We start from the raw sequence: 16589 nt of genomic DNA, 5'->3' as shown, positions 1-16589 counted from the left end.
AGAGCGCATACGACTGCGGAGCGACCCCTCCATCAGGGGCCGCTCCGCAGGTCGTCGGGGGTTTCGCCGGGTCAGTTCCCGCTGCCGCCCGCGCTGTTGTCGCTGTCACCGGCACCGCTGCCGCCGTCCTCGGCGGGGGCGTCCTCCTTGGCGAGGGCGACGCCCGTCGCCGGGACGGCGGCCTCGCCCGCCGGGGCCGCGCCCTCGGCGGAGCGGGCGCGCAGCTTCTGGCGCAGCAGCCCGACGACGGCGAGGACGACGGTGAGCCCCGCGGTGAAGGCCAGCTGGGTCCTGGTGTCCCCCTCGCGCAGCATCAGCCCGAGCACCGCGACGATGCCGACGATCGCCACGCAGGTCAGCCACGGGAAGCCCCACATCTTCACGACGAGCTTCTCCGGCGCCTCACGCTCCAGCCGGCGGCGCGTGATCAGCTGCGAGACGGCGATGAAGCCCCAGACCACGAGCGTCGCGGCGCCGACCATGTTCAGCAGCCACAGGAACACCGTGTCCGGCCACCAGTAGTTGAAGAGCACCGCGACGAAACCGATCACCGAGGAGGCGATCACCGCACGCCGCGGAACCCCGCCCCGGCTGACCTTGCCGAGGAAGGCAGGACCCTCGCCGCGGTCGATCAGCGAGAAGGACATCCGGGAGGCGCCGTAGATGTTCGCGTTCATCGCGGACAGCAGGGCCACCAGCACCACGATGTTCATCAGCTGCGCGGCGGCCGGAATGCCCACGTAGTCGAGCACCGCGGCGTAGGGGCCCGCGAGCACCGACTTGTCGTCCCACGGGATCAGCGTGACGATCACCAGCATCGAACCGACGTAGAAGATCGCGATACGCCACACCGCGGTACGCACGGCCTTGGCCACACCCCGCACCGGGTTCTCCGACTCGGCCGCCGCGATCGTCACCGTCTCCAGGCCGCCGTACGCGAAGACCGAGGCGAGCAGGCCGACCACGAGACCGTTGGCGCCGTTCGGGAAGAATCCGCCCTCGCCGGTGAGATTGCTGGCGCCCGGCGCCTCGACACCCGGCACGACCCCTATCACCGTGAAGACGCCCAGCAGCAGGAACGCCGTGATCGCGAAGATCTTCAGTGCGGCGAACCAGAATTCGGCCTCACCGAAGTTCCGCACGGCTACCAGGTTCGTCCCGCAGAAGAGGGCCATGAACAGCGCGACCCACATCCATGATTCGGTGCCGGGAAGCCAGCCCGTCATGATGTCGGCCGCCGCCGTCGCCTCCGTCGCGATGGCCACGCACAGCAGCGTCCAGTAGATCCACCCCGAGGTGAATCCGGCCCACGGCCCGAGCGCGCGCTGGGCGTGCACGGAGAAGGAACCGGAGGCCGGGTGCGCCGCGGACATCTCGCCGAGCATGCGCATCACGAGCATGACAAGCGCACCCGATGCGGCATAGGCGATGACGATCGACGGACCGGCGGCCGCGATGCCCGCGCCCGAGCCGACGAAGAGGCCGGCGCCGATGACGCCGCCCAGGGCGATCATCGAAAGGTGGCGCTGCTTGAGGCCGTGAGAGAGGGAAGGTTTCGCCGGATCGGCGCCCGCAGAGTTCTGCGGACCCTGAGGAGGCGGCGCGTCGGAAAGCGCGGTGCGCGACATGTATGGCCGTTCCTGGGGATTGAGGGGAAGAGAAACTGGTCCGTGTTCCGCACGGATCAGTGTCGGCAGCCTCTCGCGGCACTTCAATAGCCGTGCATAACGTTCCGGCATCCGGACGGGACCTCACGGGTCGTAGCCGGATGATACGGGCGGAATGTATCCGCGATGCCGCCGGGGGTCCAGGGAAAACCCCCGCGCATTGCCGCCGATTCCGGGCCGCCCCCGTTTCCGGGCCCGCAGCGCACCGGAACAAGTTTTGCCGCTCCGCTTTGTCACCAAGCTCACGCCGTCATACGGGCCCCCGTCGGCTAGCGTCGAACAGTCCGCGCACCGACGACATACAGGGAGTCACCTCGATGAGCGCCCTCACCCCCACCGCGACCGCACTGCGCCCCGGCGCCGTGCTCGCCGACCTCTTCCCCGCCGCGTCCGCCGCGCGCGCCCGCACCCGTGACGCGGCCTTCGTCGTCGGCGGTGCCGCGATCACCGGCATCGCCGCGCAGATAGCCCTGCCCGTCCCCGGCTCCCCGGTGCCCGTCACCGGCCAGACCTTCGCCGCGCTGCTCGTCGGCGCCGGTCTCGGCGCGGGCCGCGGGTTCCTCGCCCTGGCGCTGTACGCGCTCGCCGGCGTCGCCGGGATGCCCTGGTTCGCCGAGGCCCAGTCCGGCATGGGCGCCCCCTCGTTCGGCTACGTCCTCGGCATGCTGATCGCCGCCACCATGGTCGGCGCCCTCGCCCGCCGCGGCGGCGACCGGGGCGTGCTGCGCACCGCCGGGACGATGGCGCTCGGCACGGCCGCCATCTACGCCGTCGGCGTCCCCTACCTGGCCTTCGCCACGGGCATGTCGCTGGGCGAGTCCCTCGCCGCCGGGCTCGTGCCGTTCCTCATCGGTGACGCGCTCAAGGCCGCGCTCGCCATGGGTGCGCTGCCCACCGCGTGGAAGCTCGTCGGCCGCCGCGGCTGACGTTCCCCCTCGCCGCGCCCCGCTCGCGCCCTGCCGCCGCGGTGGCGCGAGGGGGCGGCGAGGCCGGGCGGCGGGCGTCATAGACTCGCCCCATGCGCGTGTACCTCGGCTCCGATCATGCCGGATATGAACTCAAGAACCACCTCGTCGACTGGCTGAAGTCCGCCGGGCACGAGCCCGTCGACTGCGGCCCGCACATCTACGACGCCGACGACGACTACCCGCCCTTCTGCCTGCGCGCCGCCGAGCGCACCGTCGCGGACGGCGAGGCCCTCGGCATCGTCATCGGCGGCTCCGGCAACGGCGAGCAGATCGCCGCGAACAAGGTGAAGGGCGCCCGCTGCGCCCTCGCCTGGAGCGAGGAGACGGCGGCGCTCGGCCGCGAGCACAACAACGCCAACCTCGTGAGCATCGGTGCGCGGATGCACACCACCGACGAGGCGGTGAAGTTCGTCGAGACCTTCCTGAAGACGCCGTACTCCGAGGGCGAGCGCCACACCCGCCGCATCGAGATGCTCGCGGACTACGAGACCAGCGGGAAGCTGCCCGCCGTTCCGGCCCACCACCCGCAGCAGGACTGATGCCCGAAGGGCACACGATCCACCGGCTGGCCGCCGATCACGAGCGCGTGTTCGGCGGCCGGTCCGTCTTTGCCGCCAGCCCGCAGGGCAAGTTCGCCGACGGCGCCGCGCTCCTCGACGGACAGGTGATGACGGGCTCCGACGCCCACGGCAAGCACCTCTTCCTCGGCTTCGAACCCGTCGGCTGGGTGCACGTCCACCTCGGCCTGTACGGCAAGTTCGGCTTCGGCACCGGCCCCGCACCGGCCCCCGTCGGCCAGGTCCGGCTGCGGCTGGCGACCGAGGAGGACTACGCGGACCTGCGCGGGCCCACCCGCTGCGCCCTCGTCACCGACGAGGAGAAGCAGGCCGTCCACGACCGCCTCGGCCCCGACCCGCTCCGCGCCGTGCACACCTACTCCGGCAGCGAACCGGCCGTCGACGGCCCCGGCACCGACCCCGATGTCGCCTGGGCGCGGATATCCCGCAGCAGGACGACCGTCGCCGCGCTGCTGATGGACCAGAAGGTCATCGCGGGCGTCGGGAACGTCTACCGGGCCGAGGTCCTCTTCCGTCAGGGCATCGACCCGTACCGCGCCGGCCGCGACCTCACCCGGCGCGAATGGGAAGCCGTCTGGGACGACCTCGTCGGATTGATGCGCGAGGGCGTACGGAACAACCGCATCGACACCGTGCGCCCCGCACACCTGCCGGAGGCCATGGGACGCGCACCGAGGGTGGACGACCACGGCGGCGAGGTGTACGTCTACCGCAGGGCCCTGCGGCCCTGCCACATCTGCGGCAGCGAGATCCGCACCGCCGATCTCGCTGCGCGCAACCTCTTCTGGTGCCCGGGCTGCCAACGCCGCTGACCAGCACATCCGCCGCCGCGGCCCGGGCCGGCCCGGTGCCCATCTCCCGCGTACCGCGGGTGAGTTGAGCGGACGCCCGCGGTGCCGGACCGGCAACGCCCGGACCGCCGCGGTCACTTCGGACGGCGAGGGGGCGCCGCCACGCGCGCGCCCGCCGCCCGCACCGCCCCGAGAGGGCCGACGCCGCCTCCGCGCAGGTATCCGCGCACGGTGTGCGCCGGGCACGGACGGCGCCGGGAATCGACGTGCCGCAGGGGGTGTGGATAAGGTCCCGGGGCATGGCGGCACGTCGTCCGGGCTTCTCACCCCTGGCGGCCCGGTGGCAGCGGACGCGCAAGGCTCTGCACCGGGCCCGCACCAGCATGCGCCGGTCCGCCGTCGACTACTTCAGGGGCGGCACGTCCGACTGGTTCGCCTTCGTCACGCTGCTCCTGGCGATCGTCCTGCTCACCGCGGCAACCGTCCAACTCCCGCTGTGGAGCGCCCCCGAGGCCCTCGTGCTGCCCATCATCGCGGGCGGTCTGCTGCTGCGCCCGTCCAACCTGATCGCGCTGTACGCGGCGGGCGCCGTCGCCCTCGTCGTCGAGTCCTCGGTGCTCGGCCCCTTCGAGGACGGCGCGGGCCGGGTCACGCCCGGCACCGTCCTGGTGGTCGCCGCGGCCGGGCTCTCGGGGCTGCTCGTCGCGCAGTTCCGCAGCCGGGTCGGGGTGCCCTGGCGGCGCGGCGGCACCATGCTCTTCGACCTGCGCGAGCGCATCCGGGTGCAGAGCAAGCTGCCCAAGCTGCCGCCCGGCTGGCACCGCGAGATGGCGCTCCGCCCGGCGGGCGGGCAGTCCTTCTCCGGGGACTTCGTGGTCGCCGCGCGTACCGGCCCGGGCAACCGCATCCTCGAACTCGTCCTCACCGACGTCTCCGGCAAGGGCATGGACGCCGGCTCCCGCGCGCTGCTGCTCTCCGGCGCCTTCGGCGGCCTCCTGGGCTCCCTGCCGCCGCACGCCTTCCTGCCCGCCGCCAACGGCTACCTGCTGCGGCAGGACTGGCAGGAGGGCTTCGCCACCTCCGTCCACCTCGTCCTCGACCTGGACAGCGGCGACTACGAACTGTTCTCCGCCGGACACGTCCCGGCCCTGCACCGCACCGCCGGAACCGGCACCTGGGAGGAGAAGGCGGGGGACGGGCCGCTGCTCGGCGTCTACGACGGCGCCCAGTTCGACCCGGTCAAGGGCACCCTGCGGAACGGCGACGTCCTGATGCTCTTCACCGACGGACTCGTCGAGACCGCCGAACGCGAGCTCTCCGACGGCATGGACCGCCTCACCGGCGCCGCCGACCGGTACGTCGCCCCCGGCTTCCACGGCGCCGCCTGGCACCTGATCGAGTCCGTGGCCCGTGACGTCAACGACGACCGCGCCCTGCTCCTCCTCCGCCGCGACTGACCCGGCCACGGCACGGCCGGGCCCCGTGAACGGACGAAGGGCCCGCGGGACCGAAGTCCCGCGGGCCCCGCACGTCACCGGGCCGGTGTCACACGCCGTGCCTCACACCACGCGGGACTGCTGCGCGTGCTCGGACTGCGCGGAACCCGCCTGCCCGCTCTGCGAACCGGCGTCCGCGCCCTGGGCCCCGGCTCCGGACGCGACGGCCGCGCCCTCGCCGGAACCTGCCTGACCGCCGGGCGCCGACTGCTCGCGCTTGCGCGCCTCCGCCGCCGGATCGGGCCGGAAGAACCACTTCATCTCCGGCTCCATCGCGAAGCGGAAGACCTTGCGCACGGGCGCGGTGCACAGCAGCGTCATCATCACGGCGGCGAGCACGGTGATGGCGACCCGGCTGAGCGGATGATCCACCCAGGCCATGTCGTACCAGTCGAACTCGCGGGAGATCTTGATCGGGTAGATGTGCAGCAGGTACGCGTACAGCGTCCCGGCGCCCAGCGCCGTGAACCACATGTGGCGACGCGGCACCCAGGCCAGGAAGCACACCGTCATCACCAGGCCGCAGCCGAAGACGGCCAGGTACATCACGAGCCCCACCCAGGCGGGGACGCCCAGGTCCTGCGCGGCCTTGTCGTGCAGGAACCAGCCCTTCGACATCCGGGGCACCGCCCAGTACGCGAAGACCAGCGCGACCAGGGCGGCGGCCGCGGTGACCGGACGCATCCCCTTCCGCTTCACCATCTCGAAGTGCTCGGGCCGCAGTTGGAGCCCCAGCACGAAGAACGGCAGGAACTGCAGCACCCGCATCAGGTTCAGGTCGCCCGAGACCGTCGGCGTGACGCTCGCGGCGGCACCGATGGCGAGCGCGACGGGCAGCGGCCAGCGCAGGTTCTTCCAGATGGGCGTCGTCAGCCGCCACAGGAAGAGCGCGATCAGGAACCACAGCGCGAAGCCGGGCTCCTGCAGGTGGAACTCGCGGTCCGGGTTGTCCGTCGCCCACCGCATGAAAAAGGTGTAGACGACCTGGAAGATCACATACGGAACCGCGACCCCGGTGATCAGCCGCTGGATCTGTTTGGGTTTGCCCTGGAAACTTCTGGACAGATAGCCGGAGATGATGATGAACGCCGGCATGTGGAACGTGTACAGCACGAAGTAGAGGGCGCCGGCCGTGCGGCTGTCGTCGCGCAGCGGGTCCCAGGCGTGACCGACGGCCACGAGCAGGATCGTGAGGTACTTGGCGTTGTCCAGAAAAGGATCACGCTGCTTGCCCGCGGGCTTTCCCTTCTCCGGCGCGGAGGAGCCCTTCGGCGACGCGTGACGCGCCGCCCGGGCCTTCTCCGGGCGGGCGGGGGGAAGCGGGTTGCGCTCATTACCGGCGTGCAACATCTGCCGCACGATAGCCCTCACACCTGTTGCCCGTAAATTCTTGTCACGGTTCCTCGACAACTTCCCGCCGGGTCATTTCGTCACCCTCGAAAGGGGTCTTGAACAGCCACGACGGGTTTCCTCGCAGCTCGGAACGTTGTCCGGGGAGCCGTAAGTCGTCCGGATACGGGCGAGTTGAGGGTTCTGCCCCCTTGCGCCCCGTCCCTCCGGGCCTCTCGGGCCGCGCCGCCGCGAGTGTGTCCTACTCCACAATCACCGTGCCCCGCGCCGGGGTTCACCGCCCCGTCCCCGTGATCTCCTCGCTTTCCCCCGCTTCTTCCCAGGATTTTCCCGCCCCGTGACGGGCCGCGTATGCGCTGCGTACGCCGGTGATCCCGGTCCGTGGCGGGTGCGGGGGCGTGCTCGCGGGTGCGCGCGCCGTGTGTACGCCGTGCCGCGCTGGGGCAAGAACCGCAACGACCAGTGACCGGCCCCGTCCGCGGGGCTGCCCGGCCACGGGTCGACAAAGAGTCACCCGGCTCCAGCCGTACGGGAGTTGGTGGCACGATGGTGTCCGGCGGGGGTGGGAATCAGTGACGGCCCCCGGTCCGGGTGAGGTGTACCGACCGCGAGGGTGTGATCAGTTGTGGCCATTTCACTGTCTGTAGTGGTGCTGTTGGCAGTCATCATGGTCGTTCTGATCCGGGGCAAATCCCTGAAGCCCGGACCCGCCGTCGTGGCGGTGCTCTTCGGCTTCTTCCTCGCCTCCAGCGGCATCGCCCCGTCGATAAACCGCTTCCTCAACTCGATCGCCGACACGATCAACGGCATCAGTCTCTGACACTCCCTGAGTGCGGGAAGCCCGCGGCAATCCGTGCGCGCCGTATTGCGCGCACGGAACGCGGTCAACCGCGCACGGCGGCAGGGCAATTGTGATCACGCCGGCGGAACGAACGCCGGGTACGCGGCGCACAAACAGAACGGCCCGGCTCCCCCGAGAGGAGCCGGGCCGTTCTGTGTGGAGCGGGCGACGGGAATCGAACCCGCGTAGCTGGTTTGGAAGACCAGGGCTCTACCATTGAGCTACGCCCGCGAGCGGCGCGCTGCTGACGCCGGGCCTGAGACTACCAGCCCCCGAGGGGCCTCAACCCGGGCCCAGGACGTCCGCCGAGCGGCACAGACGCACTGTACGGCATGTACTCTACGTGTCGCACCGACGGGGTGTGGCGCAGCTTGGTAGCGCGTCCGCTTTGGGAGCGGAAGGTCGTCGGTTCGAATCCGGCCACCCCGACCACGTACTATGAAAGACGCGCGTGCCTGTGTCGTGTCCGCATACGAGTCGCATCACATACGGGGCGCCCTCTCAAAGAACTACCCCCAGAAGTCAGCCCCAAGGAGACCGACCGTGAAGAGCGCCGTGGAGACCCTGAACCCGACCCGGGTTCGGCTCACTGTCGAGGTGCCCTTCGAGGAGCTCAAGCCCAGCCTCGACGCGGCGTACAAGAAGATCAACGAGCAGGTCTCTGTGCCTGGCTTCCGCAAGGGCAAGATCCCTGCGCGAGTGATCGACCAGCGCTTCGGGCGCGGCGCCGTTCTCGAGGAGGCCGTCAACGACGCGCTTCCGAAGCTGTACCAGTCCGCCGTCGAGGAGGGTGAGCTCAACCCGCTCGGCCAGCCCGAGGTCGACATCACCGACCTGAAGGACAACGAACTCCTCGCCTTCACCGCCGAGGTCGACGTCCGCCCCGAGATCGAGATCCCGGACTTCTCCGGCATCTCCGTCGAGGTCGACGCCACCGAGGTCTCGGACGAGGACGTCGACAAGGCCGTCGAGCAGCTGCGTGAGCGCTTCGCTTCCACCAGCGCCGTGGAGCGCGCCGCCGCCGAGGGTGACGTCGTCAAGATCGACCTCGAGGCCAAGGTCGATGGCGAGGTCCTCGAGGACGGCGTGGCCGAGGGCGTCGACTACACCATCGGTTCCGGCGAGCTGCTGGACGGCATCGACGACGCCGTCACCGGCCTGGAGGCCGGCGGCGAGGCCACCTTCACCTCCGAGCTCAAGGGCGGTTCCGCCGCGGGCAAGGAGGCCGAGGTCAAGGTCACCGTCCAGACCGTTTCCGCCCGTGAGCTGCCCGAGCTGGACGACGAATTCGCCCAGCTGGCCAGTGAGTTCGACACCCTCGAGGAGCTGCGCGGCGACAGCCGCAAGCGCCTGGAGCAGCAGAAGAAGAACGACCAGGCCACCCAGGCCCAGGAGAAGGTCCTCGACGAGCTGCTCGGCCTGGCCGAGATCCCGGTTCCCGAGAAGCTGCTCGAGGACGAGGTCCAGTCCCGCAAGCACAACCTGGTCAACCACCAGCTGGGTCAGATGGGTCTCGACCTGGAGACCTACCTGAAGATCCAGGACAAGTCCGAGGAAGACTTCGAGGCCGAGCTCAAGGAGCAGGCGGAGAAGGGCATCCGGACCCAGTTCCTCCTCGACGAGATCGTCAACAAGGAGCAGCTGAACGTCAGCCAGGAGGAGCTCACCGAGCACCTCATGCGCCGTGCCCAGTCCTCCGGCATGAGCCCCGACCAGTTCGCGCAGGCCGTCGTCGAGGGCGGCCAGGTGCCGATGCTCGTCGGCGAGGTCGCGCGCGGCAAGGCGCTGGCCACGGTCGTCGAGGGTGCCACCGTCAAGGACACCAACGGTGAGACGGTCGAGCTGGACGACGAGGACGAGACCGCCGAGACGGTCGAGGCCGAGTCCGCGGACGCCAAGTCCGAGGAGAAGGACGAGAAGGCCGAGGCCTGATCGCCCCCACAGGCTGAGACGGGCCCGTACGCAAGCGCGTACGGGCCCGTCGCGCTACAACGCGCAAGCCCATGACGTGCGGGAACCGGCCCTGCGCTCACAGCGAACAGCTCTGAGACCGGGATGGCGCCGGACGGGCCGCGCGTTAGGGTCCCAAGTACACGAAGACCCCAGTGACGGCACGCCACGGCGACCGTCCGGATACGAGCAGGTGGACACGTGACGCTTCCGATGCCTTCCGCCGCCGCTGAGCCCAACATTGGTGGTGGCCTCGGCGACCAGGTCTACAACCGGCTGCTCAACGAGCGGATCATCTTCCTGGGCCAGCCCGTTGACGACGACATCGCCAACAAGATCACCGCGCAGCTGCTGCTCCTTGCCGCCGACCCGGACAAGGACATCTACCTCTACATCAACAGCCCCGGCGGCTCGATCACGGCCGGCATGGCGATCTACGACACCATGCAGTACATCAAGAACGACGTGGTCACCATTGCCATGGGCCTCGCCGCTTCGATGGGCCAGTTCCTGCTCAGCGCCGGTACCCCGGGCAAGCGCTTCGCGCTGCCGAACGCCGAGATCCTGATCCACCAGCCGTCCGCAGGGCTGGCGGGTTCCGCCTCGGACATCAAGATCCACGCCGAGCAGCTGCTCCGCACCAAGGCGAAGATGGCCACGCTGTCCTCCCAGCACACCGGCCAGACCGTCGAGCAGTGGACGCACGACGCCGACCGGGACCGTTGGTTCTCCGCGCCGGAGGCCAAGGAGTACGGCCTGATCGACGAGGTCTACGGCTCCGCGGCCCAGCTGCCGGGCGGTGGCGGCACGGGCGCGTGAACCGCGCCGCACGCACGGCACGCAGCCACCGACCGCAGTCAGCCCAGCACCAGGAGAAGGCTCCGATGACCCAGAACCCCGGTTCCTCCGGTTTCCCCGGCTCCGGCCTCTACACCGGCCCCCAGGCCGAGTCGCGCTACGTCGTCCCGCGCTTCGTCGAGCGCACCTCGCAGGGCACCCGCGAGTACGACCCGTACGCGAAGCTCTTCGAAGAGCGTGTGATCTTCCTCGGCGTGCAGATCGACGACGCCTCGGCCAACGACGTCATGGCGCAGCTGCTGTGCCTGGAGTCGATGGACCCGGACCGTGACATCTCCATCTACATCAACTCGCCCGGCGGCTCGTTCACCGCGCTCACGGCGATCTACGACACGATGCAGTTCGTGAAGCCGGACATCCAGACGGTCTGCATGGGCCAGGCGGCCTCCGCCGCGGCCGTGCTGCTGGCCGCCGGTACGCCCGGCAAGCGGATGGCGCTGCCCAACGCCCGTCTGCTGATCCACCAGCCGTACAGCGAGACCGGGCGGGGCCAGGTCTCCGACCTGGAGATCGCCGCGAACGAGATCCAGCGGATGCGGGTCCAGATGGAGGAGATGCTCTCCAAGCACTCCACCAAGGAGATCGAGCAGATCCGTGACGACATCGAGCGCGACAAGATCCTGACCGCCGAGGAGTCGCTGGAGTACGGTCTGATCGACCAGATCGTCACGACGCGCAAGACGTCGGTCGGCGTCTGACGGGCGAGGCGGGAGCACTCGTCCCGTTTCGAGGGGGACGTAACTGTCCCCGTCCCCCCTTGGGTTGTCCGGATGTACGGAGTCGGTCCAAGGGGGGCCCAAACCGGCGGCCCGGCAGGGTACCGTCAAAGAGCACGTACCTCGGTTCGTCACAGTTGACGGATCCCAGGCGAAGGGGAAGCACCTCGTGGCACGCATCGGTGATGGCGGCGATCTGCTCAAGTGCTCGTTCTGCGGGAAGAGCCAGAAGCAGGTGAAGAAGCTCATCGCGGGACCAGGTGTGTACATCTGCGACGAGTGCATCGACCTGTGCAATGAGATCATCGAGGAGGAGCTCGCCGAGTCCTCCGAGGTGCGCTGGGACGAACTTCCCAAGCCCCGGGAGATCTCGGAGTTCCTGGAGAGCTATGTGGTCGGCCAGGACGCCGCCAAGAAGGCGCTCTCCGTCGCGGTCTACAACCACTACAAGCGAGTGCAGGCCGGCGAGAACGGCGGCCCGCAGGGCCGTGAGGACGGCATCGAACTCGCCAAGTCCAACATCCTGTTGCTCGGTCCGACGGGCTCCGGCAAGACGCTGCTCGCGCAGACGCTGGCCCGGATGCTCAACGTCCCCTTCGCCATCGCCGACGCGACGGCGCTGACGGAGGCGGGTTACGTCGGCGAGGACGTCGAGAACATTCTGCTGAAGCTGATCCAGGCGGCGGACTACGACGTCAAGAAGGCCGAGACCGGGATCATTTACATCGACGAGATCGACAAGGTCGCGCGGAAGAGCGAGAACCCGTCGATCACGCGCGACGTCTCCGGCGAGGGTGTCCAGCAGGCCCTGCTGAAGATCCTGGAGGGGACGACGGCCTCGGTGCCGCCGCAGGGCGGACGGAAGCACCCGCACCAGGAGTTCATCCAGATCGACACGACGAACGTGCTGTTCATCGTGGGCGGCGCGTTCGCCGGTCTGGACAAGATCATCGAGTCGCGGGCCGGTGCCAAGGGCATCGGCTTCGGCGCGGACATCCGCTCCAAGCGGGAGACGGACGCGGCGAACAAGTTCGAGGACGTCATGCCCGAGGACCTGGTGAAGTTCGGGATGATCCCCGAGTTCATCGGCCGTCTCCCGGTCATGACGAGCGTCCACAACCTCAACCGCGAGGCGCTGCTGCAGATTCTGCTGGAGCCGCGGAACGCGCTCGTCAAGCAGTACCAGCGGCTCTTCGAACTCGACGGCGTGGAGCTGGACTTCGACCGCCCGGCCCTGGAGGCCATCGCCGACCAGGCGATCCTGCGCGGCACCGGGGCGCGTGGCCTGCGGGCCATCATGGAAGAGGTCCTGATGTCGGTGATGTACGAGGTCCCGTCCCGCAAGGACGTGGAGCGCGTCGTCATCACCGAGGAGGTCGTGCACTCCAACGTGAACCCGACGCTGGTGCCCCGCTCCCGCGGCGGCGAGTCCCAGCGGCACGAGAAGAGCGCGTAGACACCTCACGCAACGCACAGGGCCCCGGCGGTGGTTCACCGCCGGGGCCCTGTCGCGTGTGCGCGCGGATCACCTGGGGACGGTGATCTCTTCCTTGATCGTGGCCGTCGTCCGCGCGAACTCCTCGATGTCGACCTTGTCGAGCGAGGCGTTCGCGGCGCCGAACTCGGCGACCGTCGCCATCGTCGAGCTGTCGGCCCAGGTGCAGGCGGGGACGTAGACCGGGACGGCGCCCTGGTCCATCTTGAAGACCTCGCAGGTGAGTTCGGGACCGCTGGAGCCGCGCGGGGTGAACTCGCGCCGGGCCTCGGCCGAGGAGGCGCTCGGGTTGTTGCCCATGCCGTCGAGCATGTCGTTGCGCATCTTCTCCGAGCCGGCGTCGATCTCGCCGTACGCGCCGGAGATCACGAGGCCGCCCGCGGCGGGCGAACTGTTGCCGCCCTGCGAGTACATGCCGACCTTCGCGGTGCCGTCGGACGGCAGGCTGCCCTGGAGGCTCTGCTCCTGCTGCTTCAGCTGCGCGTTGTTCGGCATGCGCTCGTACTTGCCGCCCGCGATGGTCTCCGGCGTGGTGAGCTTCATCGAGCCGCTGGCGACCTCCTCGCTCGAACCGCCGCCGGTGCCGCCCGAGCCGCCCGAACCACCCGAGCCGCCGGAGTCACCGCTGCTGCCCAGCAGCCCGAACGCGAGGATCGCGCCGCCGATCAGCACGGCCGCGCCCACGACGATGCCGGTGATCGCGCCGGCGCTCATGCCGTTCTTCTGCGGCCCGCCGGGACCGCCGGGCCCGCCCGGGCCGCCCGGACCACCGGGGTACCCGTACTGCGGCGGGACGCCGGGCTGACCCTGCTGCGGGTAGCCGTAGGGCTGCTGCGGCTGGCCCTGCGGGGGCTGGCCGTACGGCTGCTGCGGCTGGCCCGGCTGCTGGGGCTGACCGGGCTGCTGGGGCTGACCGGCCGGGCCCTGCTGCGGGTAGCCGTAGCCGGGCTGCGGGGCGCCACCGGGCTGGCCACCGTACGGGTTCGGGCCTCCGCCGGGCTGCTGCGGTTGCTGGCCGTACGGGCCTGGCTGCTGAAAACTCATGGTGGCGCTTCCCTCCGTGGTTACCGCGCGCGAACGCGCTTAAGCGATCCCTACATCCTGTCGGATGGTCCGCCCGGAGGGGACAGCGGGCTGCAAACCGATTCGAGACCGCGACACGGGCGCCCGTACACTGGCGGTCGTGACCGAGAACACTCAGCAGAGCCCGGACTTCGACGGGCCCCACGCAGCAGCCCCAGCAGATCTGCCGACCCAGTACGCGCCGGCCGAGGTAGAGGGGAAGCTGTACGAGCGCTGGGTAGACCGGGGCTACTTCACCGCCGACGCGAAGAGCGAGAAGCAGCCGTACACGATCGTCATCCCGCCGCCGAACGTCACCGGCTCCCTGCACCTGGGCCACGCCTTCCAGCACACGCTGATGGACGCCCTCACGCGCAGGAAGCGCATGCAGGGCCACGAGGCGCTGTGGCTCCCCGGCATGGACCACGCGGGCATCGCCACGCAGAACAAGGTCGAGCAGCAGCTCGCCGAAGAGGGCCTGTCCCGGCAGGACTTGGGCCGTACGGCCTTCGTCGACCGCGTCTGGCAGTGGAAGCGCGAGTACGGCGGCAAGATCCTCGGCCAGATGCGGCGCCTCGGTGACGGCGTCGACTGGTCGCGCGAGCGCTTCACGATGGACGAGGGCCTCTCGCGCGCCGTCCAGACCGTCTTCAAGCGGATGTTCGACGACGGCCTCATCTACCGCGCCGAGCGCATCATCAACTGGTGCCCGCGCTGTCTGACGGCCATCTCGGACATCGAGGTCGAGTACCAGGAGGACGACGGCGAGCTCGTCTCCCTCCAGTACGGCGACGAGGAGGACGGCACCGCCGTCGTCGTCGCGACGACCCGCGCCGAGACGATGCTGGGCGACACCGCCGTCGCCGTGCACCCCGAGGACGAGCGCTACCGCCACCTCGTCGGCAAGCAGATCAAGCTGCCGCTCACGGACCGCACCATCCCGGTCGTCGCCGACGAGCACGTCGACCCGGAGTTCGGCACCGGCGCGGTCAAGGTCACCCCGGCCCACGACCCGAACGACTTCGCCATCGGCCAGCGGCACGACCTGCCGATGCTGACGGTCATGGACGAGCGCGGCGTGATCACCGTGCACGGCCCGTTCGAGGGCCTGGACCGCTTCGAGGCCCGCTCGGCGATCGTCGGCGCGCTGCGCGCGCAGGGCCGCATCAAGGCCGAGAAGCGCCCGTACACGCACAGCGTCGGCCACTGCTCGCGCTGCAAGACGACGGTCGAGCCGCGGCTGTCGATGCAGTGGTGGGTCAAGGTCGGCCCGCTGGCGCAGGCCGCGGGCGACGCGGTGCGGGACGGCCGCGTGCGCATCCACCCGCAGGACATGTCCTCCCGGTACTTCGACTGGGTCGACAACATGCACGACTGGTGCATCTCCCGCCAGCTGTGGTGGGGCCACCGCATCCCCGTCTGGTACGGCCCCGACGGCGAGGTCCGCTGCGTCGGCCCCGACGAGGAGCCGCCCTCGGAGGCGGACGGCTGGACGCAGGACGTCGACGTCCTCGACACCTGGTTCTCCTCCGGCCTGTGGCCCTTCTCCACCCTCGGCTGGCCCGACGAGACGCCCGACCTGGAGAAGTTCTACGGCACGGATGTCCTGGTCACCGGCCACGACATCATCTTCTTCTGGGTCGCCCGGATGATGATGTTCGGTCTGTACGCGATGGACGGCGTCGCGCCGTTCCACACCATCGCGCTGACCGGCCTGGTGCGCGACGAGCGCGGCAAGAAGATGTCCAAGTCCTTCGGCAACGTCGTGGACCCGCTGGACTGGATGAACGAGTACGGCTCCGACGCCCTCCGCTTCACCCTGGCCAACGGCGCCAACCCCGGCACGGACGTGCCGATCGGCGAGGACTGGGTGAAGGCGTCCCGGAACTTCGCCAACAAGATCTGGAACGCGACCCGCTTCGCGCTGATGAACGGCGCCACGGTCGAGGGCCCGCTGCCGGACCCGGCCGAGATGTCCGGCGCGGACCGCTGGATCCTCTCGCGGCTCAACACCGTCGTCGCCGAGGCCGACGCGCACTACGACGACTTCCAGTTCGCGAAGCTCAGCGACACCCTCTACCACTTCGCGTGGGACGAGGTCTTCGACTGGTACGTCGAGCTCTCGAAGACGACCTTCTACGCGGGCGGCCGCCCGGCCGAGGTCGCCCAGCGCGTCCTCGGCGAGGTCCTCGACGTGATGCTGCGCCTGCTGCACCCGCTGATGCCGTTCGTCACCGAGGAGCTGTGGACCGCGCTGACGGGCCAGGGCTCGGCGGAGGAGTCGCTCGTCGTCGCCGCCTGGCCGCAGGACTCGGGCTTCCGGGACGCCGCCGCCGAGGAGGAGATCGCCACCGTCCAGCAGGCGATCACCGAGGTCCGCCGCTTCCGCGCCGATCAGGGGCTCCAGCCCGGCCAGAAGGTCCCGGCCGAACTGAGCCTGCAGGGAACGCCGTTGGCGGCGCACGAGGCCCCGATCCGGCAGCTGCTGCGCCTCCAGCCCGCGGGCGAGGGCTTCCAGGCCACGGCCTCGCTGCCGGTGGCCGGCGCCACGGTCGCGCTGGACCTGTCCGGCGCGATCGACGTGGAGGCCGAGCGCAAGCGGCTGACGAAGGACCTCGGCGCGGCCGAGAAGGAGCTGAAGCAGACCACGGCGAAGCTCGGCAACGAGGGCTTCCTGGCCAAGGCTCCGGACGAGGTCGTGGAGAAGATCCGCGGCCGCCGGGCCGCGGCCGAGGCGGACATCACCCGCATCAGGGAACAGCTGGAGCGCCTGCCCCAGGCGTGACGGCGAAGCCGTAGCAGCACCGGTGCCGCGCG

General features: G+C 70.0%; 13 protein-coding genes and 2 tRNA genes. 11 read left to right on the top strand and 4 right to left on the bottom strand.

Annotated features, from left to right (window positions below):
• Positions 1–71: 71 nt before the first annotated feature.
• A complete protein-coding gene (locus HCC30_RS03770) occupies positions 72–1628 on the bottom strand; it encodes an amino acid permease (protein ID WP_206323362.1) in 1557 nt (518 codons plus the stop codon).
• 356 nt (positions 1629–1984) lie between these two features.
• Here HCC30_RS03770 and HCC30_RS03765 point away from each other — a divergent pair, with 356 nt between their 5' ends.
• The 4 genes from HCC30_RS03765 (at position 1985) to HCC30_RS03750 (ending at position 5461) form a co-directional block, all read left to right on the top strand.
• Positions 1985–2593: a biotin transporter BioY gene (locus tag HCC30_RS03765; RefSeq protein WP_169440564.1), complete on the top strand. Its 609-nt coding sequence runs from the start codon at positions 1985–1987 to the stop codon at positions 2591–2593.
• 92 nt (positions 2594–2685) lie between these two features.
• Entirely contained in the window at positions 2686–3174 is a 489-nt protein-coding gene (locus HCC30_RS03760) for a ribose-5-phosphate isomerase (RefSeq protein WP_169440563.1), read from the top strand.
• A complete protein-coding gene (locus HCC30_RS03755) occupies positions 3174–4025 on the top strand; it encodes a DNA glycosylase (RefSeq protein ID WP_169440562.1) in 852 nt (283 codons plus the stop codon). The genes HCC30_RS03760 and HCC30_RS03755 overlap by 1 nt, the downstream gene beginning before the upstream one ends.
• Positions 4026–4303: 278 nt before the next feature.
• The gene (locus HCC30_RS03750; protein WP_169440561.1) at positions 4304–5461 is read left to right on the top strand and encodes a PP2C family protein-serine/threonine phosphatase; all 1158 of its coding nucleotides are present in this window, start codon (positions 4304–4306) and stop codon (positions 5459–5461) included.
• 102 nt (positions 5462–5563) lie between these two features.
• Here HCC30_RS03750 and HCC30_RS03745 read toward each other — a convergent pair whose 3' ends face one another.
• On the bottom strand, positions 5564–6850 hold the full coding sequence (locus tag HCC30_RS03745) for an acyltransferase family protein (RefSeq protein WP_206323361.1): 1287 nt from the start codon (positions 6848–6850) through the stop codon (positions 5564–5566).
• A gap of 625 nt (positions 6851–7475) precedes the next feature.
• Here HCC30_RS03745 and HCC30_RS03740 point away from each other — a divergent pair.
• Positions 7476–7670: a hypothetical protein gene (locus HCC30_RS03740; RefSeq protein WP_169440560.1), complete on the top strand. Its 195-nt coding sequence runs from the start codon at positions 7476–7478 to the stop codon at positions 7668–7670.
• 178 nt (positions 7671–7848) lie between these two features.
• On the opposite strand, the gene HCC30_RS03735 is transcribed toward HCC30_RS03740, so the two are convergent.
• A tRNA-Gly gene (locus HCC30_RS03735) sits at positions 7849–7922 on the bottom strand.
• A 124-nt stretch (positions 7923–8046) separates the two neighbouring features.
• Between HCC30_RS03735 and HCC30_RS03730 the strand changes: the two genes are divergently transcribed.
• The 5 genes from HCC30_RS03730 to clpX all read left to right on the top strand — a co-directional run bounded on the left by HCC30_RS03730 (position 8047) and on the right by clpX (position 12671).
• Positions 8047–8123 (top strand) — tRNA-Pro (locus tag HCC30_RS03730).
• 111 nt (positions 8124–8234) lie between these two features.
• On the top strand, positions 8235–9623 hold the full coding sequence (gene tig / locus HCC30_RS03725) for a trigger factor (RefSeq protein ID WP_169440559.1): 1389 nt from the start codon (positions 8235–8237) through the stop codon (positions 9621–9623).
• Positions 9624–9854: 231 nt separating this feature from the next.
• The gene (locus HCC30_RS03720) at positions 9855–10460 is read left to right on the top strand and encodes an ATP-dependent Clp protease proteolytic subunit (protein WP_169441357.1); all 606 of its coding nucleotides are present in this window, start codon (positions 9855–9857) and stop codon (positions 10458–10460) included.
• A 65-nt stretch (positions 10461–10525) separates the two neighbouring features.
• Positions 10526–11197 carry an ATP-dependent Clp protease proteolytic subunit gene (locus HCC30_RS03715; protein ID WP_169440558.1) on the top strand — a complete coding sequence of 224 codons (672 nt, stop codon included), beginning with the start codon at positions 10526–10528 and terminating at the stop codon, positions 11195–11197.
• Between the two features lie 187 nt (positions 11198–11384).
• Positions 11385–12671: an ATP-dependent Clp protease ATP-binding subunit ClpX gene (gene clpX, locus HCC30_RS03710; RefSeq protein WP_169440557.1), complete on the top strand. Its 1287-nt coding sequence runs from the start codon at positions 11385–11387 to the stop codon at positions 12669–12671.
• A 69-nt stretch (positions 12672–12740) separates the two neighbouring features.
• Here clpX and HCC30_RS03705 read toward each other — a convergent pair whose 3' ends face one another.
• Positions 12741–13754 (bottom strand): hypothetical protein, encoded by a 1014-nt coding sequence (locus tag HCC30_RS03705; protein ID WP_169440540.1) that lies wholly within the window; start codon positions 13752–13754, stop codon positions 12741–12743.
• Between the two features lie 139 nt (positions 13755–13893).
• Here HCC30_RS03705 and HCC30_RS03700 point away from each other — a divergent pair, with 139 nt between their 5' ends.
• The gene (locus HCC30_RS03700; RefSeq protein ID WP_346776482.1) at positions 13894–16557 is read left to right on the top strand and encodes a valine--tRNA ligase; all 2664 of its coding nucleotides are present in this window, start codon (positions 13894–13896) and stop codon (positions 16555–16557) included.
• Positions 16558–16589 lie beyond the last annotated feature (32 nt).

The sequence above is a fragment of the Streptomyces sp. HNM0574 genome, assembly GCF_012726235.1.
GTDB lineage: Bacteria > Actinomycetota > Actinomycetes > Streptomycetales > Streptomycetaceae > Streptomyces.
The sequence above is the reverse complement of the archived record's forward strand: the minus strand, read 5'-3'. Positions and strand labels throughout refer to the sequence as shown.

What these genes read in the sequence shown, in the direction of transcription:
- HCC30_RS03705 (WP_169440540.1), bottom strand. Translation starts at nt 13,754, where the DNA reads ATGAGTTTTCAGCAGCCAGGCCCGTACGGCCAGCAACCGCAGCAGCCC.
- HCC30_RS03750 (WP_169440561.1), top strand. Translation starts at nt 4,304, where the DNA reads ATGGCGGCACGTCGTCCGGGCTTCTCACCCCTGGCGGCCCGGTGGCAG.
- HCC30_RS03765 (WP_169440564.1), top strand. Translation starts at nt 1,985, where the DNA reads ATGAGCGCCCTCACCCCCACCGCGACCGCACTGCGCCCCGGCGCCGTG.
- HCC30_RS03760 (WP_169440563.1), top strand. Translation starts at nt 2,686, where the DNA reads ATGCGCGTGTACCTCGGCTCCGATCATGCCGGATATGAACTCAAGAAC.
- HCC30_RS03770 (WP_206323362.1), bottom strand. Translation starts at nt 1,628, where the DNA reads ATGTCGCGCACCGCGCTTTCCGACGCGCCGCCTCCTCAGGGTCCGCAG.
- HCC30_RS03745 (WP_206323361.1), bottom strand. Translation starts at nt 6,850, where the DNA reads ATGTTGCACGCCGGTAATGAGCGCAACCCGCTTCCCCCCGCCCGCCCG.
- HCC30_RS03720 (WP_169441357.1), top strand. Translation starts at nt 9,855, where the DNA reads ATGCCTTCCGCCGCCGCTGAGCCCAACATTGGTGGTGGCCTCGGCGAC.
- HCC30_RS03755 (WP_169440562.1), top strand. Translation starts at nt 3,174, where the DNA reads ATGCCCGAAGGGCACACGATCCACCGGCTGGCCGCCGATCACGAGCGC.
- HCC30_RS03715 (WP_169440558.1), top strand. Translation starts at nt 10,526, where the DNA reads ATGACCCAGAACCCCGGTTCCTCCGGTTTCCCCGGCTCCGGCCTCTAC.